The sequence below is a fragment of the Flavobacterium sp. FlaQc-52 genome (assembly GCF_044007495.1).
Classification (GTDB): Bacteria; Bacteroidota; Bacteroidia; order Flavobacteriales; family Flavobacteriaceae; genus Flavobacterium; species Flavobacterium cupriresistens.
In genome coordinates this window covers 271,084-296,480 of the sequence record NZ_JBIPCV010000002.1, presented here as the reverse complement: position 1 = coordinate 296,480, position 25,397 = coordinate 271,084, and the positions used below count along the sequence as shown (strand labels likewise).

General features: G+C 33.8%; 24 protein-coding genes. 9 read left to right on the top strand and 15 right to left on the bottom strand.

The features are described from left to right. Nucleotides 1–811 precede the first annotated feature (811 nt). Nucleotides 812–1,492, top strand: a complete 681-nt coding sequence (locus tag ACHRV5_RS05045; RefSeq protein WP_047776156.1) for a Crp/Fnr family transcriptional regulator — start codon at nucleotides 812–814, stop codon at nucleotides 1,490–1,492. 273 nt (nucleotides 1,493–1,765) lie between these two features. Here the strand turns inward: ACHRV5_RS05045 and mazG are convergent, their stop codons facing one another. From mazG to def, 3 genes are all read right to left on the bottom strand, one after another. Then, complete coding sequence (gene mazG / locus ACHRV5_RS05040) at nucleotides 1,766–2,536, bottom strand: nucleoside triphosphate pyrophosphohydrolase (RefSeq protein WP_047776314.1); 771 nt, start codon at nucleotides 2,534–2,536, stop codon at nucleotides 1,766–1,768. A gap of 100 nt (nucleotides 2,537–2,636) precedes the next feature. Next, entirely contained in the window at nucleotides 2,637–3,119 is a 483-nt protein-coding gene (locus ACHRV5_RS05035) for a DUF5606 domain-containing protein (protein WP_047776158.1), read from the bottom strand. Nucleotides 3,120–3,184: 65 nt separating this feature from the next. Further along, a complete protein-coding gene (gene def, locus ACHRV5_RS05030) occupies nucleotides 3,185–3,775 on the bottom strand; it encodes a peptide deformylase (protein WP_047776159.1) in 591 nt (196 codons plus the stop codon). Nucleotides 3,776–3,974: 199 nt separating this feature from the next. Here def and ACHRV5_RS05025 point away from each other — a divergent pair, with 199 nt between their 5' ends. After that, entirely contained in the window at nucleotides 3,975–6,197 is a 2,223-nt protein-coding gene (locus tag ACHRV5_RS05025; RefSeq protein ID WP_395425995.1) for an FUSC family membrane protein, read from the top strand. A 40-nt stretch (nucleotides 6,198–6,237) separates the two neighbouring features. On the opposite strand, the gene ACHRV5_RS05020 is transcribed toward ACHRV5_RS05025, so the two are convergent. From ACHRV5_RS05020 to ACHRV5_RS05010, 3 genes are all read right to left on the bottom strand, one after another. After that, nucleotides 6,238–7,734, bottom strand: coding sequence for a malate:quinone oxidoreductase (locus tag ACHRV5_RS05020; protein ID WP_047776162.1), 1,497 nt, complete (start codon nucleotides 7,732–7,734; stop codon nucleotides 6,238–6,240). 121 nt (nucleotides 7,735–7,855) lie between these two features. Continuing rightward, nucleotides 7,856–8,272, bottom strand: coding sequence for a Holliday junction resolvase RuvX (ruvX, locus tag ACHRV5_RS05015; RefSeq protein ID WP_230001566.1), 417 nt, complete (start codon nucleotides 8,270–8,272; stop codon nucleotides 7,856–7,858). 135 nt (nucleotides 8,273–8,407) lie between these two features. Next, nucleotides 8,408–9,034, bottom strand: coding sequence for a PAS domain-containing protein (locus ACHRV5_RS05010; RefSeq protein WP_047776165.1), 627 nt, complete (start codon nucleotides 9,032–9,034; stop codon nucleotides 8,408–8,410). A gap of 280 nt (nucleotides 9,035–9,314) precedes the next feature. Here ACHRV5_RS05010 and ACHRV5_RS05005 point away from each other — a divergent pair, with 280 nt between their 5' ends. From ACHRV5_RS05005 to ACHRV5_RS04990, 4 genes are all read left to right on the top strand, one after another. Then, nucleotides 9,315–10,130: a 2,3,4,5-tetrahydropyridine-2,6-dicarboxylate N-succinyltransferase gene (locus ACHRV5_RS05005; protein ID WP_047776174.1), complete on the top strand. Its 816-nt coding sequence runs from the start codon at nucleotides 9,315–9,317 to the stop codon at nucleotides 10,128–10,130. A gap of 200 nt (nucleotides 10,131–10,330) precedes the next feature. Continuing rightward, nucleotides 10,331–12,106: an LTA synthase family protein gene (locus ACHRV5_RS05000; RefSeq protein WP_395425994.1), complete on the top strand. Its 1,776-nt coding sequence runs from the start codon at nucleotides 10,331–10,333 to the stop codon at nucleotides 12,104–12,106. A 116-nt stretch (nucleotides 12,107–12,222) separates the two neighbouring features. Continuing rightward, nucleotides 12,223–13,290, top strand: coding sequence for a glycosyltransferase family 9 protein (locus ACHRV5_RS04995; RefSeq protein ID WP_395425993.1), 1,068 nt, complete (start codon nucleotides 12,223–12,225; stop codon nucleotides 13,288–13,290). Between the two features lie 4 nt (nucleotides 13,291–13,294). Next, the gene (locus tag ACHRV5_RS04990; RefSeq protein ID WP_395425992.1) at nucleotides 13,295–14,083 is read left to right on the top strand and encodes a glycosyltransferase family 2 protein; all 789 of its coding nucleotides are present in this window, start codon (nucleotides 13,295–13,297) and stop codon (nucleotides 14,081–14,083) included. On the opposite strand, the gene ACHRV5_RS04985 is transcribed toward ACHRV5_RS04990, so the two are convergent. Continuing rightward, nucleotides 14,064–14,831, bottom strand: a complete 768-nt coding sequence (locus tag ACHRV5_RS04985) for a Kdo domain containing protein (RefSeq protein ID WP_395425991.1) — start codon at nucleotides 14,829–14,831, stop codon at nucleotides 14,064–14,066. The two genes, ACHRV5_RS04990 and ACHRV5_RS04985, sit on opposite strands and share 20 nt — an antisense overlap. Before the next feature lie 86 nt (nucleotides 14,832–14,917). On the opposite strand from ACHRV5_RS04985, the gene ACHRV5_RS04980 reads away from it, so the two are divergent. Beyond that, entirely contained in the window at nucleotides 14,918–15,994 is a 1,077-nt protein-coding gene (locus tag ACHRV5_RS04980; protein WP_395425990.1) for a glycosyltransferase family 4 protein, read from the top strand. 2 nt (nucleotides 15,995–15,996) lie between these two features. On the opposite strand, the gene ACHRV5_RS04975 is transcribed toward ACHRV5_RS04980, so the two are convergent. Further along, on the bottom strand, nucleotides 15,997–16,860 hold the full coding sequence (locus ACHRV5_RS04975; protein ID WP_395425989.1) for a hypothetical protein: 864 nt from the start codon (nucleotides 16,858–16,860) through the stop codon (nucleotides 15,997–15,999). Nucleotides 16,861–16,987: 127 nt separating this feature from the next. Between ACHRV5_RS04975 and ACHRV5_RS04970 the strand changes: the two genes are divergently transcribed. After that, nucleotides 16,988–18,004: a glycosyltransferase family 2 protein gene (locus ACHRV5_RS04970; protein WP_395425988.1), complete on the top strand. Its 1,017-nt coding sequence runs from the start codon at nucleotides 16,988–16,990 to the stop codon at nucleotides 18,002–18,004. A 200-nt stretch (nucleotides 18,005–18,204) separates the two neighbouring features. On the opposite strand, the gene ACHRV5_RS04965 is transcribed toward ACHRV5_RS04970, so the two are convergent. From ACHRV5_RS04965 to ACHRV5_RS04935, 7 genes are all read right to left on the bottom strand, one after another. Next, nucleotides 18,205–19,176, bottom strand: coding sequence for a glycosyltransferase family 2 protein (locus ACHRV5_RS04965; RefSeq protein ID WP_395425987.1), 972 nt, complete (start codon nucleotides 19,174–19,176; stop codon nucleotides 18,205–18,207). A gap of 121 nt (nucleotides 19,177–19,297) precedes the next feature. Continuing rightward, the gene (locus tag ACHRV5_RS04960) at nucleotides 19,298–19,933 is read right to left on the bottom strand and encodes a sialic acid O-acetyltransferase (protein ID WP_395425986.1); all 636 of its coding nucleotides are present in this window, start codon (nucleotides 19,931–19,933) and stop codon (nucleotides 19,298–19,300) included. Continuing rightward, nucleotides 19,933–20,943, bottom strand: a complete 1,011-nt coding sequence (locus ACHRV5_RS04955; RefSeq protein ID WP_047776191.1) for a 3-oxoacyl-ACP synthase III family protein — start codon at nucleotides 20,941–20,943, stop codon at nucleotides 19,933–19,935. Before ACHRV5_RS04955 ends, ACHRV5_RS04960 begins: the two co-directional genes overlap by 1 nt. Continuing rightward, entirely contained in the window at nucleotides 20,933–22,021 is a 1,089-nt protein-coding gene (locus ACHRV5_RS04950) for an aromatic ring-hydroxylating dioxygenase subunit alpha (protein ID WP_395425985.1), read from the bottom strand. Before ACHRV5_RS04950 ends, ACHRV5_RS04955 begins: the two co-directional genes overlap by 11 nt. A 6-nt stretch (nucleotides 22,022–22,027) precedes the next feature. Then, nucleotides 22,028–22,765 carry an SDR family NAD(P)-dependent oxidoreductase gene (locus tag ACHRV5_RS04945; protein WP_395425984.1) on the bottom strand — a complete coding sequence of 246 codons (738 nt, stop codon included), beginning with the start codon at nucleotides 22,763–22,765 and terminating at the stop codon, nucleotides 22,028–22,030. A gap of 3 nt (nucleotides 22,766–22,768) precedes the next feature. Then, nucleotides 22,769–23,821 (bottom strand): 3-oxoacyl-ACP synthase III family protein, encoded by a 1,053-nt coding sequence (locus tag ACHRV5_RS04940; protein WP_047776197.1) that lies wholly within the window; start codon nucleotides 23,819–23,821, stop codon nucleotides 22,769–22,771. Nucleotides 23,822–23,826: 5 nt separating this feature from the next. After that, nucleotides 23,827–24,057, bottom strand: a complete 231-nt coding sequence (locus ACHRV5_RS04935) for a phosphopantetheine-binding protein (protein WP_047776198.1) — start codon at nucleotides 24,055–24,057, stop codon at nucleotides 23,827–23,829. Nucleotides 24,058–24,312: 255 nt separating this feature from the next. Between ACHRV5_RS04935 and ACHRV5_RS04930 the strand changes: the two genes are divergently transcribed. Beyond that, nucleotides 24,313–25,389 (top strand): DegT/DnrJ/EryC1/StrS family aminotransferase, encoded by a 1,077-nt coding sequence (locus ACHRV5_RS04930; protein WP_395425983.1) that lies wholly within the window; start codon nucleotides 24,313–24,315, stop codon nucleotides 25,387–25,389. Nucleotides 25,390–25,397 lie beyond the last annotated feature (8 nt).

The window sequence follows — 25,397 nt, the reverse complement described above, 5'->3', positions numbered from 1 at the left end:
TCGGGGATTTTTTTTTATCTGCTAAATCCGCTAAATCTGCGTGAGACTTTTTTTTGACAATTCTTAGCTTAATCATATTGGGCTAAAGCCTTACATCAACACCTTTTAAATCCGTTGGTTGAAACCAACGGCTATTCAAAAAATGCATATTGCTTAGATGTACTGCACTCAATTACAATTCTAACTTTATAGAAATAAAAAATACTAGCTAACAATAATTTTTTACTGTTATTTTTCCAGTATAATTGGAGCATGCTATTAAAACTCTTACATACGATTTTGGATAAAACACAAAAAGTAAATCAGGAGAATTTTTTATTGCAAATACTATCTGTAACTTCTAAAATTGGCACTTCCCACTGTAAATAATCAATCCGGATTTGAATTGCCGTTGGTTTCAACCAACGGTACTGTAGGTCCGAGTCCAGAGGCTTTAGCCAAAATTTATTCTTTAAGTTTTTTACTAAAGTCCAGTGTCACTAGATTAAAATGTTTTTTCACGCAGATTTTGCAGATTTCGGGGATTTTTTTTATCTGCTAAATCCGCTAAATCTGCGTGAAACTTTTTTGAGAATCCTTGGCTTAATGATATTGGGCTAAAGCCTTACATCAACACCTTTTAAATCCGTTGGTTGAAACCAACGGCTATTCAAAAAATACAATGTTACTTAAATGTACTGCACGCAATTACAATTCTAACTTTACAGAAATAAAAAAATACTAGCTATCAATAATTTTTTGCTGTTATTTTTCCAGCATAATTGGGGTTTTGAATACGAATAATCGTAATTTTGCAGTAAATTTTTTTGCTATGAACAAATGTGATCAATGCATCGTAAGACAACTTACTTCTCTAAAAGCACTGAATAAAGATGAGGTTATTAGATTAGCAAATAGCAAAACAACATTAAGCATAAAAAAAGGGGATGCTATTTTTGAAGAAGGTGAAATTACCAATGGTGTCTTTTGTGTAAAAGACGGTATTGGAAAACTTTCTAAGTTAAGTGCTAACGGAAAAGATCAGATTGTAAAGCTTGTTAAATCAGGTGAACTTTTAGGGCAACGCTCGATGATCAGTAACGAACCCGCAAATCTAAGCGCAAAAGCTGTCGCTGACATGGAAGTTTGTTTTATTCCAAAAACAGAAATCATCAACTTTTTTAACAACAATAATCAGTTCTCCATGAACCTGATGCAATCGGTGTGCGAAGATTTAAAAGAATCTGAAAACGACAAAATCGCATTGGCACAAAAAACCGTAAAACAAAGACTGGCCGAAACTTTATTGTATTTGCTGGCTACTTTTGGCGAAAACACAGACAAAACCTTAAAAGTTCAACTTACTCGTGAAGAATTAGCCGGAATGATTGGTACTGCCACTGAAAGCTGTATTCGTTTATTATCCGATTTCAATAAACTCGGACTAATCGAATTGGTTGGTAAAAAAATTGTGCTTAAAGATATCAATTCCCTGAAGCGATTGGCGGAATAATTGACTCCAGTTGCTAATTATTATTTTTCAATCTGCTGCCATTTCAATAGCCTTCTGCTTTGGCTCAATTTCATTAAGCTAAGGATTCTCAAAAAAATCTCACACAGATTGAAACAGATTGAGACAAAAAAATCCGCAGAATCTGCGTGAAAAATATTCAAAATAATCCTTTATAAATCTTTAAATTTTTTCTCGAAATTTACGTCATTACAATTCAGAAAATGAGGTATCGCTGGTTTCATTATTGGGGTAAAAAAAACCACAACTTATTAATTACTGTTTTTTTGCTTCATTCCAAAACACATCCATTTCTGCTAAGGTCATATCCATTAAAGGTTTCCCCATATCACTTGCTTTGCTTTCTAAATATTGAAAACGCTTAATGAATTTTTTATTGGTGCGTTCTAAAGCATCTTCGGGATTAACATTTAAAAAACGGGCATAATTGATCATTGAGAATAAAACATCTCCGAATTCGGCTTCTATTTTATCCTGATCGCCTGCTTTTACTTCAACTTGTAATTCTTCTAGTTCTTCCTGTACTTTATCCCAAACCTGATGTGGTTCTTCCCAGTCAAAACCTACACCTTTTACCTTATCCTGTATTCTACTGGCTTTTACTAAAGCGGGTAAACTTCTCGGAACGCCTTCTAAAACTGATTTTTTGCCTTCTTTAAGCTTTAGTTTTTCCCAGTTTTGTTTGACTTCTTCTTCATCTTTTACAACCGTATCGCTGTAAATATGAGGATGGCGATGAATCAGTTTATCACAGATTTCATTGCACACATCAGCCATATCAAAAGCATTGGTTTCACTGCCTATTTTAGCATAAAAAACGATATGCAATAACAGATCTCCAAGTTCTTTTTTAACTTCATTCAAATCATTATCCAAAATGGCATCTCCTAATTCGTAGGTTTCTTCAATAGTAAGGTGTCGCAGGGTTTGCAAAGTCTGTTTTTTATCCCACGGACATTGCTCACGAAGTTCATCCATAATAACTAATAATCTTTCGAAAGCCTGAAGTTGAAGTTCTTTGCTCATTTTTGACGTTTTTTTGATTGTATAACCGAACGGTGTAAAAGTAAAAAATCCTGTCAAGAAAACATCTTAACAGGATTATTATATTTGAATGTAAAATTTACTATTCTTCTTTTTTAACTTTTGCTTTTTTAGGAGCTGCAGCTTTTTTTGGTTTTTCCTCAGCAACAGGAGCTTCTTCAGTTTCAGTTGGAACCGGAGCTAAATCTGTCACTAAACCTTTTCCTTGAAGTGTATTGTACCAGTTTAATACTTTTTTAATATCAGATGGGTAAACTCTTTCTTCATCATAATCAGGTAAAACTTCTTTAAAATAAGCCGTTAAAGTTGCATTATCTTCTTTATGAGAAATCGCCTGACCTTTGTTTTCTTTAACCGCAATGCGTTGCATTACTTCAGTCAACGGTTTTTCACCATCTTGCGTATAAATTGAAATTTCAGACAATAAACTTACATTACTTTTTAAGCTTACAGTGATTTTTTTTCCATCAGTTAATGATTCAGCTACAAATCCTGTACGAGTCTGTACTTTTAAAGCATATAAACCTGGTTTCCCGGAAACAGCTAATATTTTTTCTAAATTCATGTTTATTATAATTTGTATTAAGAATTTCGTTTATTTTTTATTGTCTCTTTTTTTTTCAAAAATAATTATCTGCCTTTTTTGGCAGCAACAAATTTCATTTTATAATCCTGAAAAGTCTTGCCTTCTGTAATATTTTTTAATTTCTTTTGAATCAAACGCTTTTTTAAAGAAGATATTTTGTCTGTAAACAACACTCCTTCAATATGATCGTATTCGTGCTGAATAACTCTGGCAATCAAACCGTCAAAAACCTCTGTTTTTACAACAAAATCTTCTTCACAATACTCGATTGTAACGGTTGGCTTTCTGTAAACGTCTTCACGAACATCAGGAATACTCAAACAGCCTTCGTTAAAACTCCACTCCTCGCCTTCTTCTTTCACGATTCTGGCGTTGATAAATGTTTTTTTGAAACCTTTTAATTTATTTTGTTCTTCTGTTGAGTAATCTTCATCGTCACTAAAAGGAGTTGTATCAATTACAAACAAACGAATTGCTATTCCAACCTGTGGCGCAGCAAGTCCAACACCATAAGCGTTGTACATGGTTTCATACATGTTTGCTAATATCTCTTTTAAGTTTGGATACTCCGGTGTAATTACCTCACACACTTTTCTTAAAACTGGATCACCGTATCCTACAATTGGTAAAATCATTTGTATTATTTTTTGTATTATCTACTGGAAAACACTGAATTTTATTCTCCTAATTCAGCTGGCAAAAATAGTAAAAAATAGTCAATGAATAATTCTAAACAACATATTAATCTCATTTTTGCATGCTTATTAAAAACTCAGCTATAATTGTACCAAAAGAATTCGTACAATTCTTACCTTTGCTGGTAAACCATACTATATGTTTAATCGTATCTCCAAATTTACCAATAGTACCTCTTTTCTAAATGCTTCTAAAGTAACTATTGCTTCTGTTGTTCCTGTTCTGATCTTGAACTTTTTGGGACATTTTGAAATTGGTTTTACGATTGCCTTAGGAGCTTTTTATACCTATCCGAGTGATATTCCGAGTACTTTAACGCATAAGATAAAAGGTCTTATTGTGGCCTCCTTAATCGTTTCGGGTGTAAATCTTCTGGTGAATCTTGCTTATCCGTTCCCGATATTATTTTATCCGTTTTTAGGATTGTTACTGTTTTTATGCTGTATGATTTCTGTTTATGGACAGCGCGCTACCTTGGTTTCCTTTTCTGCATTACTTTCAATTTCTTTGTCTTTTGGCCATTTACATGAAGGCTGGGACGCGGTTGAATATTCCGGTTTTATCTTTATTGGTGGTATTTTATACCTCATTGTCTCGCTTATTTTTCATTTTGTACAACCTTATAAATATGTTGAATTACAAATTGCTGAAGGCATAAAACTTACGGCAAAATATTTAAAACTAAGAGGGGATTTATGGAGCCCTGAAGCGAATCGCGAGAAAATAACTCAAAAGCAATTGGCTGTTCAGGTAGAACTAAACCAAATCAACGAAGATTTAAGGAAAGTGTTAATTGGAAATCAAAGCACTTCCGCTGCCACCAGTCAGAATCGTAAAATGTTACTTGTTTTTATAACGCTTGTTGAAATCCAGGAATTAGCATTATATACCTCATTTGATTACGACAAACTTCATGAAAAGTTTGACAAACATCCTGATGTTTTAAGAACGTATCAAAATGTGGCGTACAAACTGGCTTCCACTTTAAAAAAACTATCCAAAAATGTACATCATATTGCCGCTTATGTGGACAAAAATGATCTAAAAAATGAATTGGACGCGCTCGAATTTGCCATTTTTGATTATGAAAAAAGCTTAGGAAGAGAAGAAGCAAACGAAGGAGTTCTTATGCTGACCAATATGCTGAAATATGCTAAAAATCAGGTTGGAAAAATCAAGATCATACAAAGGGCCTTTTCGCTTGCCATGCAATCTTACAAGTTAAAAGACAAAGACAAGGAACTGGAAAAATTTCTGACACCACAGTATTATCCGCTCCGCACGCTTATTGAAAATATGAGTTTTTCTTCTTCTATTTTCAGACATTCTCTAAGACTGACCATTACAATTCTGATTGGTCTTGTTGTTGGGAACTTTCTTCCTTTTCAGAATGTCTATTGGATTCTACTGACTATCGTTGTTATCATGCGTCCGGGTTATGGATTAACAAAAGAACGTTCATATAATCGAATTTTCGGAACTGTACTTGGCGGACTTCTGGCATTCGGGATTGTATCCCTTATTCAGAACCATGTGGCGTTGAGTATATTTTCTATTGTTTGTATGTTACTGGGTATCTCATTTACACAGATTAACTATAAAATAAGTGCCACTTTCGTAACCATGTATGTGGTTTTTATCTACGGAATCCTAACGCCAAATGTTGTAGAAGTAATCCAGTTCAGAATATTAGATTCACTTGCCGGAGCTATTTTAGCTTTTATCGCCAATCAGTTTTTATGGCCGGCCTGGGAGTTTATCAATACTCCGATTCATATCGAAAATTCGATTCGCGCCAATCGAAATTACCTTAAAGAAATTGCTGATTTTTACAATAAAAAAGGAGAAACGCCAACATCCTACAGATTGGCCAGAAAACATGCTTTTGTTGAAATTGGCAATTTAACGACCTCGTTTCAACGCATGATGCAAGAACCTAAATCAAAGCAAAAAACGCTACCATTAGTCAATAAACTGGTGGTTCTGAATCATTCTTTGCTATCGGCTTTGGCTTCTTTGTCTACTTATATTCAATCGCATCAAACCACATCTGCTTCGGAATCATTCAATTATATTATAAAAACGATATTATCGAATCTTGATCATTCTATTTCGGTTTTAAAAAACGAAACGATTATAACCGATACCTTTTTTGATAAGGAAGATGTAACCCTGCAATTCGAGGAACTTAAACGTATTAACTTTACGCGTCTGGCAGCAGACGATGAACTTGATAAAGAAACCCGTCAGGCTAAAATGCAGGAGGCTCAAATGGTCATTGAGCAATTGATCTGGATGAGCAATCTGGCAGAAAAAATACTAAAAATTACGAAAGAGCTAAAAGCAACAAATCCAGATTAATTCATCTGGATTTGTTGTTTATAATAGTAAGTAGTTGATTCTAGTTTTTCAGTTTTAAAACTTCAGAAGTATATTTTCTCATTTCTTCTAAAAGCTCCGGTGTTTCATTCAGGTTTTTACCGTAGGAAGGAATCATGATTTTCATTTTCTCTTCCCATTCAGGTGATTTACTTTGATCTGCAAAACATCTGCTAATTAAGTCCACCATAATAGAAACAGCAGTAGAAGCTCCCGGAGAAGCACCTAATAAAACCGCTAAAGTTCCGTCATGTGTATTAATTACTTCTGTTCCAAATTCTAAAACTCCACCACCGTTTTCGTCTTTTTTAATCACCTGAACACGTTGTCCGGCTCTTTCTAATGTCCAGTCCTTAGAACGTGCTGTTGGCAAATATTCACGAAGTGCTTTCATTCGGTCTTTTGGAGACTGACGCACTTGTTCGATCAGATATTTGGTTAATGGAATATTATGAAATCCCGCTGATAACATTGGGATTACGTTGTTTGCTTTTATAGACAAAGGCAAGTCCAAATACGATCCGTTTTTTAAGAATCGTGTAGAGAATCCGGCGAAGGGCCCAAAAAGAAGCGCTTTTTCACCATCAATGACACGGGTATCAATATGTGGAACGGACATTGGAGGTGCTCCAACACTTGCTTTTCCGTACACTTTTGCCTGATGTTTTGCAATCACTTCAGGATTGGTACATTTTAACCATTGTCCGCTTACCGGGAAACCGCCGTACCCATTTCCTTCCGGAACATTGGCTTTTTCTAATAAAGGTAATGAACCTCCACCAGCTCCGATAAAAACAAACTTGGTATAGGATTTTCTTTTTTGTCCTGTAGCTAAATCGGTAATTTTAATTCTCCAGGATTTATCTTCACGTTGTCTCATTTTTTGAACCTCGTGATTGAAATGCAGCGACACACCATCTAGTTTTTCCAGATAATTAAACATGCTTCTGGTCAATGCACCGAAGTTTACATCGGTACCAATTGGCATAAAGGTGGCTGCTAATTTTTCATTATTTTCTCTACCTTCCATTACAAGAGGCATCCATTGTTTCAATTGTTCAAATTCAGTACTAAAAGTCATTTGAGCAAAAATTGGATTGCTTTGTAAAGCTTCAAAACGTGTTTTTAAGTATTCAACGTTTTTATCTCCCCATACAAAACTCATATGTGGAACGCTTTTTATAAAATTGTCGGGAGAGGGAACTTTATTTTGTTGCACTAAGTAGGCCCAAAACTGGCGGGAAACCTCGAAAGATTCCGCTATACTTATGGCTTTTTTAGGATCAATACTTCCGTCTGCCTTTTCCGGAGTGTAGTTTAATTCACAAAAGGCCGAGTGACCGGTTCCTGCATTATTCCAAGCATCAGAGCTTTCGGCTGCAGCAACATCTAATCTTTCGTATATTTCAATTTTAATATCCGGTTGTAACTCTTTCAAAATTACTCCAAGAGTGGCACTCATAATTCCAGCTCCAATGAGAACTACTTCACTATTTGAACGTATTGTTTCGTCAGGCATAACAAATTTATTTTAAAACGCAAAGGTACTTTTTATAATTGCAAAAAAAAACTAATTTCATAGGATAAAAGTTAGGAAATTTAAAACTCTAAAATCCTTGAAGATTCCGAAAAAGAAAATGCTAAAATCGTTTTGAAGAAAGATAATCCTGAAGCATTATGGTAGCCGAAATTTCATCAATCAACCCTTTATTCTGGCGTTGCTTTTTGCTTAATCCGCTATCTATCATCGTTTGGAATGCCATTTTTGAAGTAAAACGCTCGTCTACACGAACTACTTTCATATCCGGAAAGATATTTGAAAAATGCGTTACAAATCCTTTAATTATCGAAGCACTTTCAGACGGAAGCCCGTTCATTTGTTTAGGCTCCCCGATCAAGACCGCTTCTACTTTTTCTTTAGCGAAATAATCTTTCAGAAAATCTATTAAAGTATTCGTCGGAATCGTTGTCAAACCCGAGGCAATAATCTGCATTTCGTCTGTAACGGCAATTCCGGTACGTTTTTGTCCGTAATCTATAGAGAGGATTCTTGGCATTTTAGTAATTTTTATCAAAGATAGAAAGGAAAATTCACAAACCTGAAAAAAGAATTATTTCATTTTATAAAAAAAGAGTCCGTCTTGATTGCTCAAAACGAACTCATCCAACATTAAAACCTAAAAAAAATGGGGTTATCTACCAAATAAACGACTAAAAAAACCTCTCTCGTCTTCTTCCTCCTCTTCCTGTTGCTCCTGGTGGAAAGACTTAGATTGTGCTCTTTCGTGGTCTAAAATCAGTTCCTTGATATATTCTACATACGATCTCTTTTTTTCTTCTAAAAATCCGATCAGGTATTTTTCGCTGAACTCCACTCCGCTCGCGTTTTCTATTTGCAGTAATTTTTTATACAAGGGTTCAATATGCAGGGCAATGACTTCTTGAGGAATGGCTTGTCTTCTTCCAAAATAATTTACAATGACGCCATTTTCATCTTTCGCAATTTCAAAATCGGTAATGACCCAGTAATATCTCCCTGACTTGGCCAGATTTTTTACAACGGCATGAAAGTTTTTACCTGCTTTAAGATTTTCCCATAAAACTTTAAAAATTACTTTGGGCATATCGGGATGCCTGACAATATTATGTGGCTGTCCCATAAGCTCGTAATCTTCATATCCGCAAACGTCTATAAAAGTTTCATTTGCATATTCGATAATACCAAATGCATTGGTTTTACTCATAATCACCTGAGTTTTGTCCCACGAGACTTCTTTATCTATTATGGTTCGGTTTTGGAGCTGATTTTCGCTATTCATATCTTAGTAGATTAATTTGTTTTGGATTGGCACTGACAATTCTTACTTTATATTGTCCGAATTAGGATACAAAACTAACAAGAAGTAAAAACACAAAATCTGACTTTTATCATATTATAACAGTAAAAAAACGTTTAGGAACTCTTTCTTTTTATTATTATTTAAACGCCCAATTTTATTTATCAAATTAAAAACAAAATGTTACACTTGTAACATTTTCAACTGGTTTTACCTTTTTGCTTTTAGCCAAATACGCTATCTTTGCCAAAAATTAAAACTTATGAATTCTTTACAAACGATAATCGAACAAGCTTGGGAAAACAGAGCTTTATTACAAGAAACTACTACAACTGATGCCATTAGAGAGGTTATAGAATTATTAGATACAGGAAAATTACGTGTTGCTGAGCCGGTTGGTGAAGGATGGCAGGTAAACGAATGGGTAAAAAAAGCAGTAGTAATGTATTTCCCAATTCAAAAAATGGAAACATTAGAAGCGGGTATCTTCGAATACCACGACAAAATGTTACTAAAAAGAGGTTATGCTGAAAAAGGAATTCGTGTAGTACCAAATGCAGTTGCACGTTACGGAGCTTACATTTCAAGCGGTGTTATTTTAATGCCAAGTTATGTAAACATCGGAGCTTATGTTGACGAAGGAACTATGGTTGACACTTGGGCGACTGTTGGTAGTTGTGCACAGATCGGTAAAAATGTTCACTTGAGTGGTGGTGTTGGTATTGGTGGTGTTTTAGAGCCTTTACAAGCTGCTCCGGTAATTATTGAAGATGGTGCTTTTATCGGTTCTCGTTGTATTGTAGTAGAAGGTGTACATGTTGGTAAAGAAGCCGTTCTTGGTGCTAATGTTTGTCTTACTGCATCAACAAAAATTATAGATGTTACGGGTGACGAACCAGTTGAAAGAAAAGGTTATGTTCCGGCTCGTTCCGTTGTAATTCCGGGAAGTTATACTAAAAAGTTCGCTGCTGGAGAATTTCAGGTTCCTTGTGCCCTAATCATTGGTACACGCAAGCCTTCTACAGATTTGAAAACTTCATTAAACAATGCACTTCGCGAATACGATGTAGCTGTTTAAATTAATGTTAACAAAATATTAATTTTTTTAGGTTTTTTTTAAAATTGGGTTTATACTTTTGCGCAAAAATTAAAATCCCATTTTTAAAAAAAACCTAAAATTTTTAAATGAACAATATTAATCAAAACGTAATTTTATTTTTAAAAAGATTTACTTTAATATTACTGACCTACCAACTTAGCAGATTTCTATTTTTCATTATGAATATAGAACTGTTTGAACAATTTACCTTTAAAATTTTTATCGGAGGATTGCTTTTTGACTTAGCTGTTATAGCCTACATAAACTGTATTTTCCTTATACTACATATAGTTCCGGGTAATTTTAAATACAAGCCGTTATACCAAACGACATTAAAAATTACTTTTTTCGCAGTTAATCTTCTGCTTATTTCGACCAACTTTATTGATATTATCTATTACCGCTTTACGGGCAGAAGGAGTACTTTTGGACTGATTACTGCTACGGGTATGGAAAATGATATTATCCGATTAATTCCTTCCTATTTAAAAGAATATTGGTATGTTGGTGTTTCTTTTTTAATGACCAGCATTGTACTTTGGATGTTGATGCCAAATCCAAAAGATAAAATTGTTATCAACAATTTAACCAAAAAGAACTATTTGAAAAAATGCTCTTACGGGATTGCATTGCTGCTTGTCATTTTAATTATTGGCCGCGGCGGGTTTCGAAAAAAGCCACTCCGAATTGTAGACGCTATTGAATATGGTGAAGTCAACAATGCAGGATTAGTGTTAAATACTCCTTTTTCTATTTTAAAAACTTTATTCAAAAAAGAAGGCAATACTTTTACACACTATTACGACAGCAAGGAACTGTCTAAGACTTACAATCCAATCATTTCCATAAAATCAAATCAGGCACCGCAACGAAAGAATGTTGTCATTATAATTTTAGAAAGCTTTGGAAATGAAAATGTCGGAAGAGGTCAAACGCCATTTTTAGACTCCCTTATTACAAAATCATACTATTTCAAAAATGGATTTGCAAACGGAAAAGTATCAATTGATGCTGTTCCTTCTATCATATCAAGCATCCCGAGTTTAATGAACGATTCTTATATATCGTCCAGTTATGCTTTAAACAAAGTACATAGTCTACCTCTGATTTTTAAAGAACAAGGATACACTACTTCTTTTTTTCATGGTGCTTTTAATGGCAGCCAAAACTTTGACAAATACGCAAAAGCGGCAGGCTTTGATGAATATTACGGGAAAGATCAATACCAAGGAAAGGACGCTTTTGATGGAAAATGGGGCATATTTGATGAAGAATTCCTGCAGTTTTACGCTACGAAACTAGGTACATTTAAAAAGCCGTTTTTCAGCTCCATATTTACTATTTCTTCGCATATCCCTTACATTATACCGGAAAGATATCAAAATAAATTCCCTAAAGGAACAACTGACATACACGAAAGTATAGCATACGCGGATCATTCTCTTCGTAAATTTTTTGATACTGCGAAAAAACAGAAATGGTACAAAAATACATTGTTTGTTATCTCATCAGATCACACTTCATCTGGCGGAGATCGGGAAACAGATCAAACTAATATTGGAAAATTCAGAATTCCAATCTTATTTTTTGATCCTTCAAATCCGGCATTAACAGGTGTCAGCGAGAAAAATTTCCAACAAATTGATATTATGCCAAGTATTTTGGATTATCTGCATATCAAAACCGATATGGTGAGTTTTGGAAAAAGCTACAAATCAAAAGAAAATTTTGTTGTGTACTATCTTCAGGGAACTTATCATTATATTGAGGACGATTACTATGTTTCATTTTCAGACAATAAGGTAATTGGACTGTATAATTGGAAAAAGGATGTTTTATTGAACAATAATTTAATGAAAATTGATAAAGCCCGAGCCCAAAAAGCAGAAAAATTCTTAAAAACCTATATTCAATCCTTTAACGAAAGAGTAACAAATAATCAATTGGTAATTTAAAAAGAAAATTACTTTTCAAAAGACAAATAAAATTCCAAATTCCAATCAATAAAATAATTGGAATTTGGAATTTTTTGCTTCAATTTGTATTCTCAAAAAAAAATCTATTTTTCTATATGAAGATACTTGTAATTCAGCAAAAAATGATTGGTGATGTTTTGGTTAGCAGTATCATTTGCAACAATCTGCGTATTGCTTATCCTGACGCCCAGATTGATTATTTGGTTTACAGCTCAACAACTCCTGTTCTCGAAGGCAATTCAAGTATTGATAATATTATCCTGTTTGAAGAAAAACATCGAAAAAGCAAAAAAGAATTACTTCAGCTTGGTTTACAGATCAGAAATGAAAAATATGATGTATTAATTGATGCCTACTCCAAATTAGAAAGCTGGGTGTTGGTTCTCTTAAGCAATGCCAAACGAAAAATCTCGTACAAAAAACCGGGCAGAAATTTTCTTTACACAGACAATATTCCGTTTGAATCTTATCCAAAAACCAATCTGGGTCTGGCGATTGAAAGACGCCTTTCTTTACTGGAACCGATTGATTTACAAATAAAAACAGATCCTATTCCGAAATTATTTGTTTCGGACAAGGAAAACCAAGATGCCATTGCGCTTTTTGAGAAACATAAAGTCCAAAAAGGCCGAAAAACAATTATGATGAGTCTTTTAGGAAGTGAAAAACTAAAAACATATCCTTTAGATTTCATGGCCAAAGTTGTCGATTATATTGCGGATCAGGAGGATGTAAATATTCTTTTTAATTATTTCCCAAAGCAACTTGAAAGCGCCAAAACCGTATTTAATGCCTGCAAATCCTCAACTCAGGAGAAAATTTATTTTGATTTACTAGGCGATGATTTAAGGTCCTTTATTGCCATTATGAATCAATGTGATTTAATTATCGGAAATGACGGGGGTGCAATCAATATGGCCAAAGCCTTAGAAAAACCCTCTTTTATTATTTTCTCTCCTTGGATTGAGAAAAAAATATGGGCCACTTTTGAAGATGGAATCCATCATCTCTCGGTGCATCTTAAAGATTTCCGACCGGACTTGTTTTTGGACAAAACGGAAAAAATGCTCAAAAAAGATGCCTTATCTTTATATGAGGAGTTTAAACCTGATTTTTTTAGCGATAGAATCAAATTGTTTCTAAATCAAAACATAAGCAAGTAACAAAATGATATTGCCTGAAAAACAACTTTTATCGGCCTTGCTTATCACTTATAATGAGGAGTCAAATATAAAAGAAGCGCTTCTCAATCTGTCTTTTGCAGATGAAATAATCGTTGTTGATTCTTTTAGCACGGATCAAACAGTAGCAATTGCCTCAAGCTTTAAAAATGTAAAAGTTTTTCAACATGTGTTTGACAACTTTGCTTTGCAACGAAATTATGCACTGAGCCTTGCTTCCAATCAATGGATTCTTTTTATTGATGCGGACGAAAGAATAACTCCGAAATTGCAGCAGGAAATCAACGCTATAATTAATGAAGCCGACAGTTGTCCTGCCTATTTCATGTATCGCAATTTCATTTTCGAAAATAAAAAATTACGTTTTAGTGGCTGGCAAACAGATAAAATCATTCGTCTTTTCAAAAAAGAAAATGCCATTTATAACATCGAAAAGATTGTTCACGAGAAATTAATTGTAAACGGAAAAACCGGCAAATTAAAACACAAACTGATTCATCATTCGTATTCCAATTACGAGGACTACAAGCAAAAAATGATTTTTTACGGGAAGTTAAAGGCGCAGGAAGAACTGTTAAAGAAAACCAATCCTAACTTTTTTCATTTTTATATCCGTCCGCTTTACCAGTTTCTGAATCAATACTTGCTTCGCTTTGGTTTTTTAGACGGTAAAAAAGGAATCATAATTTGTTATCTTAATGCCATGAGTGTGGCGATACGTTTTCAGGAACTTAAAAAAATCCGAATGACATCACTTAAGACTTCCAGAATTTAAGTTTCTTTTTAAGTCTTTTCTTTTTTGCAAACTCTTCCTGAAACTGCGTTGTATCTTGCCACATCTGCTCAAAAATCTCCAGTTCAGATTTAGCGGTATAGAACTTTGAATATTCATTACTCATCACCGCAATCATTTCTTTCTTTGGAGTTAAACGTCTGAAATTATTCATACGTTGTTCAAAACTCATATTTTCATGAAAATTCATTCGATTTAAATCGACCAGAAAAAAATCATATTGATTGGCTTCCTTTTTCTTGATTAAAGTGTTTCCGGGTGAATGATCTAAGAACTCTACTCCTTTTTCATGCAAATCAAAAGTAAATTTAGTGAACTGTCGCAAAATGTTCTCATAATCCGGATAATCCGCGATTTCTACCAGTTCTCTATAAGTCAATTCCGTTACCAAATGCTGGCTTACATAATAGCTGTCTCTTAATCCAACCCAGCTAAAATTTTCAAGAAATGCAAGGGGCGTAGGAGTTCCAATCCCTTTTTCTAATAAGATAGTAGCAAATTCAAAAGAGCGCTTGGCTTTGGATTTCCTAAAGTATTTATAGGCGATTTTATTAACAATATTGGGGATTTTAAATGATTTGATATTAATGGTCTCCTCATTTAAACTAAAAAGCTTTATTTTATTTCGATCACCATTCCCAAAAAGAGTTCCTGATGTACTAAATGTCTCAATATTCTTAAATATTGACTCGGTACTATTTTTAAAAATTGGATTTACCTTGAAATTCATTTAGTTATATTTTATTGACTCACAAAAATACATATAGAATATTAGACTTCAAATTATTATTGTATTTTCGTAAAAAAAAAGAATTAATGTCAGAGACAAAAAGTGTTTTTTTAGAGACACATAACATTAATAACAGAGCAACCGGATTAGGTACTTTTAATTACGAATTGATTAAAGGTTTACAGCATCACAATTTTGAAAATTTAGAGCTACACCTCAACGCAGGAAATCCTCAACTACTAAAAGACGAATTTGGCGATTTATTCCAATACCATAAATACAGAACATTACACAGACATAAAGCTTTTAGACCTTTTTCTAAATTTGATTTATGGCATTCTGTCAATCAAAACTCTAAATTAGAACCCAGAACACCTTCTAAATATCTTTTAACTATTCATGATGTTAATTTTGTAGAAGAGGTATCTTCTGATATGAGTAATAGAAAAAATCGGCTTTTTATTGATAAATTAAATAAAGCAACCGCCATTACTTATATTTCTGAATTTGCAAAAAAGCAGACTCATGATTATTTTAATGTACCGAATGTTTCCGAACATGTTATACACAACGGAAATCCTATTTCTACTTTATTAGACACTTCGGGTTTTGTAAGTGCAGTTCCTCTGGACAAGCCCTTTTTCTACACTATAGGAGATTTTATAGAAAGAAAAAACTACACCTCTATCATTAACATGATGAGGTTAATGAAAGATTTTAATTTGATTATTTCCGGAAATAACGACAGGAAATACGGACAGGTGGTAAAAGACCTTATACAGAAAAACGAACTTCAAAATCAGGTTTTTTTAACGGGTAAAATCAGTGATGAGGGAAAACAATTTTACATGAAAAACTGTACTGCATTTCTTTTCCCGTCTATACGAGAAGGATTTGGTTTACCTCCTATTGAAGCAATGAGTTTTGGCAAACCGGTCTTTTTATCTGATAAAACTTCTTTACCTGAGATTGGTGGCGAAATGGCTAATTATTGGTCCGATTTTGATCCCGAATACATGAAAGAGATATTACTAAACGGACTGGATCATTTTGAAAATAACAAAAACCTAATCGAAACAGAGATGAAAAAAAGAGCAGCAAGTTTCGATTGGAAAGTTGCTGCTGCTGATTATTTGAAAATTTATAAGGATATTCTAAAATAGAATTACTTAAATAAATGTTTGAACCATTGTCCGAAGTTTTTCTTTGAGATGTACGAAAATGTTGGAAGTACATTTAGGAAATCTAAATTTTGCTCAATTTCTTTAAATGTGGTCCCTTTTACGAAAGCCAGTTTTTTCCATTTTTCAGGCTCTATATAGAAGAAATTGCGCATCTCTTTATAATTGCTCTCATTTACAGCTTCCCACTTTTCAAGAAACTCGTATTTATTGATATCGGTATCGTGTCCCCAGTTATTGAACTTCATTTGCAGCTCTTCTTTTGTTCTGGAAAGGCATTCATGAAGGACGGCTCCTTTGTAATAAATAATTCTTTTACGGGTCTGACGTCCGACTCTATAACTTGGATAATTGGTAGCCACCATGATTTTTGTTGGTTTCTCAACATACAGCACCCCATTCTCAACCCATTTGTACATATTAATTAAAAAAGGAGAAATCTGAACCTGCTGTTTTTTAGGGTTATCCAAATAATGGTTTTTAGATCTCAGAAAAGAGACAAACTCTTTAAAATCCAAAAAATATTCATCGGCATCCAATTGGATCAGCCAATTTCCAATTCCCATTTTTTCTGCAAGGATTTTACGCTCGCGAACTTCGCATTCCATACTTGTTAATTCCGGACAATAGAAATTATCTTCCACAATTTGAATTTTTGAATCAACATCAACTGATTTAATCCACTGAAAAAAACTGTCTTCAACCGTAAAAGACTCCCCTTTCCAAGTCTTTCTATCCTTATCAATTGCTAAAAAAATTGAGTCGGATTCCTTATATACCTGAGGTATAGCATTCTTAAGCAATTCGTAATCATAAGAGACCAAAAAACCAACCTGTATTCTTTTCATTTAAAATTTTGTTAAAAAAAACAAAGATAGAAACATTCGCAAATTATCATACAAAATTACTTTTAAATTATACAAAATAGACTAAGTTTATATTATATATTTGCCATTTTAATAAAAAACTAAGTTTATGGCAACTCCCGAAATTTCTGTTATAATGCCCGTTTACAATGCAGGTAATTTTTTAGCTGAAAGTATCGAAAGCATTCTAAAGCAGACTTTCACGAATTTTGAACTAATTATTCTTAACGATAAATCTACCGACAATAGCCTGGAAGTAATCTCTAATTATCAACGAAACGATTCGAGAATTATTATAATCAACAAAGACATTAACGTTGGTCCGGCAAATCTTAGAAATGAAGGTCTGAAAATCGCTAAGGGAGATTTCATCGCTTTGATGGATGCAGATGATATCGCATTGCCAACACGTTTTGAGAAACAAATTGCGGTTTTAAAAAACAATCCCGAGATTGGAGTATGCGGAACCTGGTTTACTTTTTTTGGATCAAAAAAGAACAAACTCATAAAACACAGCGAGAAACCTGACGCTATAAAAATTTCATTTCTACACAGCTGCGTTATAGGAAATCCAACTGTGATGCTTCGAAAAACAGCCTTAAACAACGCTCAATTCGACAACGAATATGTACCTGTGGAAGATTATGATTTATGGAGCAGATTATCGGCTAAAACGGCCTTTTACAACATCCCCGAATCCTTACTAGACTACAGACAGCACGATAACAACATCAGCAAAACCAAAATTGACAATGTAAACCGATCAGTAAGAAAGGTTAAAATCAATCAATTGAGCCAATTTGGAATTGAAAGCTCAGACCCGAAAATTGATTCTTACTTAAATGCAGTATCGTTAAAAAAAGGGTTGTCTTCAGAAGAAATACTTCAGGTTATTGCAGCAGCAAAACATTTGATTGAACAAAATAACAAACTTAACAATTACAATTCCGAATTACTTGAAAGCCACATTACCAAAACCTTATTGCGTACAATAAGAAATGCCGGTAATTATAACTTGGCTTTCTACAATCAGTTAAAAGAAACCGACAAAAAGTTGTTTGGAAAAATAAATGGTCTTGATAAAATTATTTTATTTTTCAAATCTTTAATTGGCTGGAAAAAGTAGTTTTTTTTCCACTTCAGTAATCCGTTGGAGATAATTCAGATAACTACTATTTAACACATAGAAACATAGTTTTAGAATTGACGATTTAAGGTGTTTCAAAAAAAACACCTTTTTTTTATTTACATAGTCTAATGTAATGTATTCTAAATAAAACGCCTTTTTAGTCTTTATTACCTATGCTTCTATGCGGTCGAATCAATTTACTTTAGTATTTTATTCTTTACAGAACGTATAAAAAATTTGATTCGAGTTCCAATAGAGGCCTGATTTAAGAACTCTTTAATTGCAGTCTTTTGATTTGTGTTATCAATTGTTTTATCGTTCACCGTTTTTAAAGCTTCATTTGCTGAGGCTTTCAATAATGATTTCACAACACGCTTAATATTTGCCGTTCGCGACTGAGGAATGAATTCGTAAATTTCTTTAACATTCTGATAGGAAGAATAACGCTGAACAAAAGGCTTCTGCAAAGAGTATATTCCTCCTGCATGCCATCTATAAACGGAACTTTGGAAATTCATATAAGCTCCTTTTCCATTGCACAACACCAACGCATAAAGCGTATTATCCTTACTATGAACAAATTTTCTATACTCAAGAGGATCAACAGCCGTTTTTCTAAACAATGATGTTAAAGTATAGGTACAATAAGGATCAAATAAATTATCAAAGTCAATTGTATAGATATCCGGTAGTGCCTCTTTAAAGTCATTCGAAACCATTTCACTTTCCTTTTTCGTAAAAAAGTCCGTCCATGTGATGACATAATCCGCATTGTTTTCTAAGAAATCAACTTGTTTTTGCAATTTTAAAGCATCGATCCAATAATCATCTCCTTCGCACAGCGCCATGTATTTTCCTTTTGCTTCAGGAAATGTAATGTCGCTCCAGATATTAATGTCTTTTCTGGAATACTGATTAACTGTTTGGTAAATCGGTTTAATGATTAACGGATATTTATCTGCAAATTCTTTAACAATAACGGCAGTACGATCTGTGGAGGCATCATCATGTACAATTATTTCAAAAGGAAAATTCGTTTCCTGAATCAAAAAACCTTTTAAAGTCTCACCTATAAAATCCTCATGATTAAAAGTAGTACAAACAATACTTACTAAAGGCTCACCTCCATTATTTATCCAATTTGAAATAATAGCATTTTGATCTTTCATACTAGATATTTTTTATTTTTTATTTAAGCTTAAACACAAGGCATTATACATAAAGAATTACAGCTCCGTTTTCATAGCTGTTTTGTGATCTTATAAATTCTCCTGAGGCTCTTTAATTGAATTAAAAATCCATCTTTCTGGCGGGAACGCCAAAAACCGTAGTATTTTCTTTTACATTTTTTATTACCAAACTGGCTGCTCCGACCGTTGCTCCTTTTCTGATAATTACATTTGGTAAAACTGTTGCTCTTGTATTTAGACAAACCTCGTCTTCCAGCATTGCGTATCCGCCCGTAAAGCTGTAAGCGTTCAGGTGACACCATTTTCCAATTTTAGAATCGTGTCCGATAGCGACAAAGCCTTGTATCGTTACAAAGTCACCTAAAACCGAATCGTTACTAATATTAGAATACATAAAACAGATCAGTCCAGTACCCAGTTTTACATTGGTATGAATAATTACGGTAGGATGTATTAAATTAATAAACTGTCCTCCTTTAGCAATGATTAACTCGATATAATGCTTTTTCCATTTTACGCTACCCAAAGCGCAGCAAAAGACATCATTCTCCTCAATTACATAATCTTCAACAGTGCCGATAATTTCAGGATACCCTTCAAAACCAACTAAGGCATCCGCTTTATCGTCTAAAAAACCTTTTACTACATAGTCTTTTTCATAACCTTCACACTGTAGGGCTAAATTATAAACTTCACGTCCATAACCTCTTGCTCCTATTATTATTAAGTTTTTCATTATTCTATTATTAAATTACAGGCTCCCCAAGAATATCCAACTCCAAAACCAGCCAATACCATATTTTTACGATGCTCCAACTTTCCTTCTTTTAAGGCTTCATATAAAGCAATCGGAATTGTTGATGAAACAGTATTACCGCAATGTTGCATACTGATATAAAACTTATCTTCTGTTATTTTTATTTTCTTCCTAAGATAATTCAGCATGTATTTATTGGCCTGATGAAAAACAAACAAATCAATATCATCTTGACTTAAACTTGCTTTTTCAAGCATTCCCTGAATCAATTTCGGAACAAATTCACCTGTGAAATTAAAAATCTCACTGCCGTTCATAAACAAATTTTTATCGTTTCGAACATTTCCAAATTCATCACTTATATCTTCATTGTCCTCTAAAACCGGAAAACGCATTCCGCCTTGTTTTACTATTAAGTTCTCAGCGCCTTTACCGTCTGTTCCAAAAACAAAATTACCAATGGAGCAAAACCCTTTTTCACTGGAAATTAAGGTTGCAGCAGCAGCGTCTCCGAAAATCGTTTTATTGCTTTTGTCTTTTGGATGTATAAACTTGGTATAGGTTTCTGAAGTGATCAGCAAAATGTTTTTAGCCATTTCGCCCGCAATTAAACCCTTAGCGAGACTTAAACCATATACAAAACCGGAACATCCTAAATTATAATCTAATGCGCCAATTGTGGTTTCAAGACCTAATCTCTCCTGAATTATACAGGCGGTTGTTGGCAAAAAATAATCCGGACTTTGTGTGCAAAATAATAAAAAATCAATTTTTGATCGATCGATATTGTGCTCTTTGAATAATTTTTCGGCAGCTTTTACAGCCATATCGGACGAAAATTCGTCTTTGGCACTAATATGTCTGACATTGATCCCCGTTTTAGAACTGATTTTCTCAATGTCCCATTCCGGAAATTCCTGATTAATCAAATCATTAGATAAAATTTCTTCTGGCAAATAATACGAAATAGCTTGAATATTAGCTTTCATGCTGTAAAAATTTTAAATACGTTTTTTGAAAATGATGTACACGTTCTTCCTCATCCGAAAGTTTTCCGGACAAATTCGTGTGTCTTACTCCTTGCTGAACTAGTTGACAAACTGTTTTATCTTCATCAAATACTTGTCGGTTGAAGTTGATTAATGATTCTTCAAAACCTTTAATCAAAATCGATTTTTCCTTAGTATTTTCAGTTGATGCTGTAAAAACATAACTTGTAAATTTTGAAATATCCGGCGAAACTGGCTCAATAACAGAATAATTATACGATATACCGTGTGTAGTTGAGATCAATAAATTTGGAAAAATCAATATGTGCTTATACCCTCCAATGTCGTAAGCTCTTGGTGAAAAATAAGTATCTATTTTTTTATAACCTCCTTTATCTCTTGCAATATTCAATTCACTGGTCCAACTGGAGTTGTTTTCGTCAAATTCGAAGTCTAATCCGGATGGCTCTAACTTGGCAAGCGTTTCGGCATGAACCAAACCTACATGATAACTTTCTAAGGTATTTTCAACAATAACTTTCCAATTAGATCTAATTTCCATTGTATTAACATCTATTTTATCTCCTAAAGACAAAGACATTTCTTCCAATTCATTATAAAAAACACCTATAAAATCTTCCAGAGGTTCTACATTTTCATTTGCGGAAACAAAACATAAATTACCACAAAATGAAACTTTAAATTCTTTAAGTTTCATTTCGCAAAGCTCCTCTTTAGAAAACTTTTTAAACAAGGGTTTCTTCGGAATTCCACTTGGAATCCCGTCTTTATCATATGCCCAGCCATGATACGGACACATTAAAGGTCTGTTCCCTGATTGTTCTTGCTGAATTATCGAAAACCGATGCGAGCAAACATTCAAAAAAGCTTTAATGTTTCCTCTAACATTTTGAACCACAATTGGGGTATCTGAGATTTTTAGTGTAACAAAGTCATTGTCTTTTTCAAAATCAGATTTAAACCCTACAAAATGCCACACTTTATTAAACAGCATTTCGCTTTCCTTGGCGAAAATAGCATTGTCATAATAATGTACAGCAGGTATATTTGAATTCATATTCTTTTATTTCAGTGTAAATCCTCCATCAATAATCAGATCAGAGCCTGTCATCCATTTACTTACATCACTTAGCAAATACATGATTAATCCCGCAACATCGGCCGGTTCGCCATAACCTAAAGGATACTCCGATTCTGCTTTCTTTAATTCTTCATCAGATACTACATCACTTGCCTGCTCAGTCATTGCCGTTTTTATAATTCCGGGGCTCACACTATTAGATCTTATCCCTTGTGAAGCCAATTCTGAAGCTAAAACCTTTGAGAAAGCACTCAAAGCTGCTTTTGATGCGGTATACATTGCGGTACCCGGAACTCCTAATTTTGAAGAAATGGACGATACAAATACTAATGACCCTCCTTTTTTCAATAATTTACCTTTCATTAATTTCTGACTCAGCACCACATTACTGTCAAAATTGGTACCAAAAACAGCATTTATTTTATTCTCATTTAAGAATTTAACCGGTAAATATTCTACCACACCGGCATTAAAAACAACACCGTCATAAGGAGTACTTTCGCTTATTAAGGTTGCTAAATTAGCAGAATCAGAAAGATCGATTATATGTACTTTATGATCATTTCCTTTTAATAAAGATAATGTTTCATTTAATTTTTCAACATTTCTTCCGATAATGGTCAATTTTGCACCCAACTCAGAAGCAGTAATAGCAATCTGTCTTCCTATTCCTGAAGAGGCACCGGTAACCAATATGTTTTTATCTTCTAATGTAATCATAATTTATAATTCAATTAATTCTAGAGATTCTATTTTGCAGTCTTTTGCTAACATTGTACCCCATGATAAACCTACACCAAAGCCGCACATGATTAAATTTGACGGTTTATTTAAAACTGCTTCTTTTAACTCAGAAACAATAGTCAGTGGTATGGTTGCAGAAGACGTATTTCCGAAATTTTTCAAAGAATACGGGACTTTCTCTAGTGGTAGTTTTAATTTTTTTGCGATCATTTTGTTCATCATCATATTGGCCTGATGAAAAACAAAATAGTCAATCTGATCTTTATCAAGTTCAAATGCAGCGATAAGTTTGTTGACCGTTTTTGGTGCTTGTGTAATGCCAAAGCTAAAAACATCCATTCCGTCTAAAACCAAATCGCAAGAACTTCTTTCTATTCCTTTTTCGATTGTTTGTACTTGTAGTGAATCAGAGTTGATTCTGTTTCTTGATCCTCCGTCAGGAACAATAATGGTTTTATAACCCGATCCGTCAGAACCTAAATCAAACAACAATTCTGCATTATCCGAAAGTTCTAATGCTGTTGCTGAACCTGCATCTCCAAAAAGAGGCAACGTACTTTTGTCTGTTTTTGAAACAATCTTACTGATTGTATCTCCTGCCAGCAATAATCCTTTTTTAATACCTGTTGTTTTCATCATACTTGCCAAAATCGACAAGCCGTAAACATAACCAGAACATCCTAAAGGCACATCAAAAGCAATACAGCTTGTTGGCAATCCCAGTCTGTCCTGAAGTATCGCCGCAGAAATTGGTAAAATATAATCGGCCGTCTGCGAAACAAAAACTAAAATTTCTATTTCTTCTTTTTGCCAGTTCAGGTCTTTAATTACTTTTTCAGCAGCCTCACAGCACAAATCAGAAGTACAGATTTCTTTAGCGGCAACACGTCGCTCTTCCACTCCGGTTACATCTATAAATTTCTGAATTTCATCTTCTGCCAATATATCTAAATCTATATTGCGCTCCGTATTTTTCGGAACGCAACATGATATACCTTTTATTGCAATATTATTTACTGAAAAAGTAGCCATTTCAATTACCCTTTATTTTTGATTATTTCGAAGATATCATTTAATGTATTGGAAGATTTAATATCATCTCCCGTCAATTTCACTGTGTATTCTTCATCTGCCATTGCGATTAACGACAAAGCCGTAAGAGAATCCCATTCTTCCAAATCTCTAAAAACAGTTTCTTGTTTTATTAATGTTGCATCTGTATCATCTAAAATGTCTGCAAAATTTTGCAAAAAAGTGTTAATCTCCATAGTATTCCTAAATTTGTATTATTTTAATTCTGTTTTTATTTTTGTACCAAACAAAAGAGAAATCCTTTACTTTATTCTAAGAAAACGATTCTTAAAATATTGTTTTTCAAAGCCTCAAGTACATCTAATAAAGGTTCTCTTTTTTATAATTCCCGCTTATGCTGATAAATCAGCATTCTTTTGTTATTTTTACCCCGCAAATATAACAATAGTTTGCCCTTAAAGGTTAATTAAACTTACTAAATCCATAATAAAATGATTCCTGTTACCAAAACTTTTCTACCTCCACAAGAAGAATACAATTCTTATGTAAAGCGTGCCTGGGATAAAGTTTGGCTCACAAATCGTGGTGAACTCACATTAGAACTTGAAGATAAACTTAAAAAATATCTGGACGTTCCTCATATTACAATTACTAACAACGGTACAATACCGCTGCAAATTGCCTTAAAACTATTTGGCAAAGGCGGAGAAATAATCACTACACCTTTTTCTTACGTAGCTACTTCGGCTGCTATTGTATGGGAAAATTGCACTCCTGTTTTTGTTGACATCAATCCGGAATACTTAACGATAGACGAAACTAAAATTGAAGCTGCTATAACTTCAAAAACAACTGCTATACTGGCTACTCATGTTTTTGGAAATCCATGTCATATTGAGGCGATAGAAACTATTGCAAAAAAACACAACCTGAAAGTGATTTATGATGCTGCACATTGTTTTGGAGTGACCTACAACAAACAATCAGTATTTAACTTTGGAGATGTAAGCACTTGCAGTTTTCACGCGACCAAATTATTTCATACCGGAGAAGGTGGTGCCATGTTCTGTAATGACGATGCAACACAGCAGCAATTGTTTTACAGTCATAATTTTGGACATAACGGACCATTAGCCTTTCACGGCCTTGGAATTAATGCTAAGATTTCAGAACTGCAATCGGCCATGGGATTGGCTCTTTTTCCTTATATGGAGCATATTATTGCGGAAAGAAAAAAGGTAACTGATTTTTACAATACCCATTTGAATTTCGAAAACCTTAAAAGCATAAAAATAAGAGAAAATACAGAGTGGAATCATAGTTATTATCCTTTACTTTTCGAATCTGAAGCTGTCTTATTAAAAGTTCAGGAGGCATTAGCAGAGGAAAACATTATACCAAGACGTTATTTCTACCCTTCCTTAAATACCATTACTTATACTAATGGTGCTGAAATGCCGGTATCAGAATCTATCGCCTCCCGAGTAGTTTGCCTGCCGTTATACGTTGGTCTTTCTACCATTGATCTGGAGAAGATTGTCGCTATTATAAACAAATTAACTTCATAAAAAGCGGT

Bases quoted from the DNA above. Each gene is read 5' to 3' on its own strand.
- ACHRV5_RS05020 (WP_047776162.1), bottom strand. From the start codon at position 7,734: ATGCCTGACGAAACAATACGTTCAAATAGTGAAGTAGTTCTCATTGGA.
- ACHRV5_RS04995 (WP_395425993.1), top strand. From the start codon at position 12,223: ATGAAGATACTTGTAATTCAGCAAAAAATGATTGGTGATGTTTTGGTT.
- ruvX (WP_230001566.1), bottom strand. From the start codon at position 8,272: ATGCCAAGAATCCTCTCTATAGATTACGGACAAAAACGTACCGGAATT.
- ACHRV5_RS04950 (WP_395425985.1), bottom strand. From the start codon at position 22,021: ATGAATTCAAATATACCTGCTGTACATTATTATGACAATGCTATTTTC.
- ACHRV5_RS04955 (WP_047776191.1), bottom strand. From the start codon at position 20,943: ATGAAAGCTAATATTCAAGCTATTTCGTATTATTTGCCAGAAGAAATT.
- ACHRV5_RS04990 (WP_395425992.1), top strand. From the start codon at position 13,295: ATGATATTGCCTGAAAAACAACTTTTATCGGCCTTGCTTATCACTTAT.
- def (WP_047776159.1), bottom strand. From the start codon at position 3,775: ATGATTTTACCAATTGTAGGATACGGTGATCCAGTTTTAAGAAAAGTG.
- ACHRV5_RS04945 (WP_395425984.1), bottom strand. From the start codon at position 22,765: ATGATTACATTAGAAGATAAAAACATATTGGTTACCGGTGCCTCTTCA.
- ACHRV5_RS04985 (WP_395425991.1), bottom strand. From the start codon at position 14,831: ATGAATTTCAAGGTAAATCCAATTTTTAAAAATAGTACCGAGTCAATA.
- ACHRV5_RS05035 (WP_047776158.1), bottom strand. From the start codon at position 3,119: ATGAATTTAGAAAAAATATTAGCTGTTTCCGGGAAACCAGGTTTATAT.
- ACHRV5_RS04980 (WP_395425990.1), top strand. From the start codon at position 14,918: ATGTCAGAGACAAAAAGTGTTTTTTTAGAGACACATAACATTAATAAC.
- ACHRV5_RS04960 (WP_395425986.1), bottom strand. From the start codon at position 19,933: ATGAAAAACTTAATAATAATAGGAGCAAGAGGTTATGGACGTGAAGTT.
- ACHRV5_RS04940 (WP_047776197.1), bottom strand. From the start codon at position 23,821: ATGGCTACTTTTTCAGTAAATAATATTGCAATAAAAGGTATATCATGT.
- ACHRV5_RS04975 (WP_395425989.1), bottom strand. From the start codon at position 16,860: ATGAAAAGAATACAGGTTGGTTTTTTGGTCTCTTATGATTACGAATTG.
- ACHRV5_RS05025 (WP_395425995.1), top strand. From the start codon at position 3,975: ATGTTTAATCGTATCTCCAAATTTACCAATAGTACCTCTTTTCTAAAT.
- ACHRV5_RS05045 (WP_047776156.1), top strand. From the start codon at position 812: ATGAACAAATGTGATCAATGCATCGTAAGACAACTTACTTCTCTAAAA.
- ACHRV5_RS05005 (WP_047776174.1), top strand. From the start codon at position 9,315: ATGAATTCTTTACAAACGATAATCGAACAAGCTTGGGAAAACAGAGCT.
- ACHRV5_RS04935 (WP_047776198.1), bottom strand. From the start codon at position 24,057: ATGGAGATTAACACTTTTTTGCAAAATTTTGCAGACATTTTAGATGAT.
- ACHRV5_RS04930 (WP_395425983.1), top strand. From the start codon at position 24,313: ATGATTCCTGTTACCAAAACTTTTCTACCTCCACAAGAAGAATACAAT.
- ACHRV5_RS04970 (WP_395425988.1), top strand. From the start codon at position 16,988: ATGGCAACTCCCGAAATTTCTGTTATAATGCCCGTTTACAATGCAGGT.
- mazG (WP_047776314.1), bottom strand. From the start codon at position 2,536: ATGAGCAAAGAACTTCAACTTCAGGCTTTCGAAAGATTATTAGTTATT.
- ACHRV5_RS04965 (WP_395425987.1), bottom strand. From the start codon at position 19,176: ATGAAAGATCAAAATGCTATTATTTCAAATTGGATAAATAATGGAGGT.
- ACHRV5_RS05010 (WP_047776165.1), bottom strand. From the start codon at position 9,034: ATGAATAGCGAAAATCAGCTCCAAAACCGAACCATAATAGATAAAGAA.
- ACHRV5_RS05000 (WP_395425994.1), top strand. From the start codon at position 10,331: ATGAATATAGAACTGTTTGAACAATTTACCTTTAAAATTTTTATCGGA.